This window comes from Caballeronia sp., from assembly GCF_049581465.1.
Lineage (GTDB): Bacteria > Pseudomonadota > Gammaproteobacteria > Burkholderiales > Burkholderiaceae > Caballeronia.
On sequence record NZ_JBAUSA010001328.1, the window covers coordinates 1 to 3,497 of the forward strand.

At 63.1% G+C, this 3,497-nt stretch carries 3 protein-coding genes and 1 pseudogene; all 4 read right to left on the minus strand.

Annotated features, from left to right (window positions below):
* Window positions 1-1,496: ABC transporter ATP-binding protein (locus tag WCA53_RS32075; RefSeq protein WP_423921263.1), on the minus strand; the 1,496-nt coding region annotated here is incomplete at its 3' end.
* A gap of 2 nt (window positions 1,497-1,498) precedes the next feature.
* The gene (locus tag WCA53_RS32080) at window positions 1,499-2,191 is read right to left on the minus strand and encodes a cysteine hydrolase family protein (RefSeq protein WP_423921266.1); all 693 of its coding nucleotides are present in this window, start codon (window positions 2,189-2,191) and stop codon (window positions 1,499-1,501) included.
* Between the two features lie 58 nt (window positions 2,192-2,249).
* Window positions 2,250-3,176: an ABC transporter permease gene (locus WCA53_RS32085; RefSeq protein WP_423921269.1), complete on the minus strand. Its 927-nt coding sequence runs from the start codon at window positions 3,174-3,176 to the stop codon at window positions 2,250-2,252.
* Window positions 3,169-3,497: pseudogene (locus WCA53_RS32090) on the minus strand (ABC transporter permease); the annotation flags it as partial. The gene WCA53_RS32085 and the pseudogene WCA53_RS32090, both read right to left, overlap by 8 nt.

Sequence of the window (3,497 nt, forward strand, 5' to 3'; positions counted from 1 at the left end):
GTCTCGAACACTAGCCGTCCCTCCGAAATCACGGCAATGCGATCAGCGAGTTCAAGCAACTCATCAAGGTCCTCACTCACCAGCAGCACCGCTGCGCCCCCGTTGCGCGCAGCGAGAAGGCGGCCATGAATATCAGCAACCGAGGCGAAGTCGAGACCGAACACGGGGTTCGCGACGATCAACACATCCACCGGCTGCCCCAGCTCACGCGCGAGCACCGCACGCTGGACGTTGCCACCAGACAGCGTACCGATTGCGCGATCGGGAAGCGTCGGCCGCACGTTGAAGTCGAGGATCAAATGCGCGGCACGCTCGCGCATGGCACGCTTGTCGAGACGCCAGCCGTTACGGCAGAGCGGCGCGCGATCAAAGTCGCGCAACGCCAGGTTCGCGGCTACGCTCATACCGGCGACGCAGGCGTTGCGCAGCGGCTCTTCGGGGATGGCGAACACCCGCAGCCGCGTCATTTCCTCACGCGCAGCGTGATACGGCTCGCCTGCGATCCGCATCGTGCCCTCCTTCACGCGACGCTGCCCCACCAGCGCCTCGATCAGTTCCTTTTGCCCATTACCCGATACCCCCGCAAGCCCCAGTATCTCGCCCGAACGAACCGCAAGCGTCGCGCGCGTGACGGCCGTGTGACCGCGATCATCGTCGATGGAAACGTCGTTCATTTCAAGCCGTATCGCGGCCCCCGGGCTGACGGGCGGGCGCGCCGGACGCTCCTGCCTGAGCTCGGCCATCTCGGGGTCCCGCATGCCGGCCGTGCCCATCATCCAGCTCGCAAGCTGATCGCGATTCGTATCCGCGACCGCGGCGGCGCCAACCTGACGACCTTTGCGCAACACGGTGACATCGTCTGCATAGGCCATCACCTCCCGAAACTTGTGCGTGATCATCAGCACCGTCAACTCGCCACTCGAACTGAGCTGGCGCATCAGTCCAAGCACCTCCTCCGCTTCCTGCGGCGTGAGCACGGAGGTGGGTTCATCGAGAATAAGAAAACGCTGACGCAGATAAAGCTGCTTCAGTATCTCGAGTTTTTGCTTCTCGCCGGCTGCGAGATTCGATACAGGCGCATCAAGCGGGAGACGAAACGGCATGCGCCGCATGAATTCGTTCAACGCCGCGCGCTCGGCTTTCCAGTCCACTTTCCACGGCAGCCGTCCACGCGCGAGCAACAAGTTCTCTTCTACCGACAACCCCGCCGCCAGCGTGAAATGCTGGTACACCATGCCGATTCCAAGGGCCTGCCCGTCACGCGGCGAAGCGATACGCACCTCGCGGCCATCGGCGACAATCTGTCCCTCATCCAGCACGCCGTAGCCCACCAGACCCTTGACGAGTGTGCTCTTGCCCGCACCGTTTTCGCCAAGCAACGCGTGAATCGTGCCGGCCTTGACCTGGATCGCGACTTTGTCGAGCGCGCGAAACGCGCCGAACGACTTGCTCGCACCGATCACGGCGAGGCTTAGGGCTTGCGAGGCGCTCGACATGATCAGGCATCCAAAGTGGTGAGTAGCGCACGCGAATCCGATACCGTGCCGAACACGCCGCCTTGCATCGTGATCATGTGGAGCGCGGCCTCGTGGTTGCCTTTGTCCGTCGCCCCGCAGCAGTCCGCGAGAACGGTACATTCAAAGCCGCGATCGTTCGCTTCGCGCATCGTCGTGTGCACACATACGTCCGTGGTGATGCCCGTCAACACAAGGTTGACGATGCCGCGGGTGCGCAAGATCAGTTCGAGATCGGTCGCGCAAAACGAGCCCTTGCCGGGCTTGTCGATGACAATCTCACCGGGCAATGGCGCGAGATCATCGATAATTTCCCAGCCCGGTTCGCCGCGCACCAGAATCCTGCCGCACGGCCCGTCGTCGCCTATGCCCACGCCGTCCGTACCCGCCCGGCGGCTACGCCAGCGCTTGTTCCCAGGCAGATCGGACAGATCCGGCCGATGCCCTTCGCGTGTATGAATGATGGTGTAGCCCCGCTCGCGCATGGCCTTGAGGACGCTTTGGATCGGTTCGATCGGCGCGCGTGTCAGCGACAGGTCGTAGCCCATCTTGTCGACATAGCCACCGTGGCCGCAGAAATCCGTCTGCATGTCGATGATGACGAGGGCCGTGTTATCGGGGCGCAACTCGCCGTCGTACGGCCAGGGATACGGTCGCGCTTCGATGAATCGATGCATGGCTTCAATCCTCTTGAAGGTTCGAGTTCAGTGAGCCCCAAGGCAAGCGGCTTAAGCGTCAGCGTGTAAGGCTCAGTTCACCCGGTGCGCCTGCAAGCGTGCGATCGGGCCGGCAATTGACGATCATGATGACGAGCGTAAGGACGTATGGCGCGGCGTTATACAGGTAGTACCCGTTGGTGACGCCAATGCCCTGCAGCGCCGGACCCAGCGCGCCCGCTGCGCCGAACAGGAGCGCGGCCCACAGACATCGCAACGGCTGCCAGCGCGCGAAGATCACGAGCGCGACCGCCATCAAGCCCTGTCCGCTCGACAACCCTTCGTTCCAGCTGCCCGGATACACCAGCGACAGATAGGCACCGCCCACACCAGCGAAGACGCCGCCAATCGCTGTCGCGGAGATACGGATCAAGGTGAGCGGGTAGCCCATCGCCCGCGCGGTTTCGGCGTGATCGCCGACGAGGCGCAGCGTCATGCCCCAGCGGGTATTGCGCAATCCCCACTGCAGTAAAAACGCAAGCACCACCCCGATAGCAAAGAGCGCATTGATATGCAATGCGTTATGCAATTGCGACGAGTCCGACCACTTGCCGAGATCAATCGACGGCAACATGGGCGCCTGCGGCTCGATGAACGGCTTGCCCAGATAGAACGCAAGGCCGGTTCCAAGCAGCATCAACGCGATTCCGAACGCAATGTCCGATACGCGGGGCAGCGAGCACACCAGTCCGTGCAGGCAACCCAGCAGCAAGCCGGCCACGCCGGCCGCCAGCACGCCGACCCACGGCGAACCCGAGAGATAAGAGGCCGCATAGCCACTCATCGCGCCCGAAACCAGAATGCCTTCGAGTCCGAGATTGACGCGCCCTCCCTTCTCGGTCAGGCATTCGCCAAGGCTCACAAAGAGATATGGAGTGCTAACGCGTATCGCACCGGCAAACAGCGAGATCAACAGCACGACTATGGGCGAGTGAATGTCAGGCATGGGTTTGCTCCAGTTGCGTGGCGGCGTCGGCGAGTGCCACCGCCTGAAGCTTGACTCGCCACGCCGCGATCCGCCCTCCCAGGGCTTCCCACGCGAGGAGGTTCGCGAACAACAAGCCTTGCAGGACCAGCGTGGTCGCATCGGGAAGATCGAGGCGCCGTTGCAGCAGGCTGCCACTCGCTTCGATCCCGCCAATCATCAACGCACACACGATGATCGCGAGCGGATTTTGCCGCGCGGCGAAGGCGACGAGAATGCCAGCGTAGCCGTAGCCCGCGAGCAGCGACGCGTTCGCGCTGACCTGCACCGCCGCCACCTCGA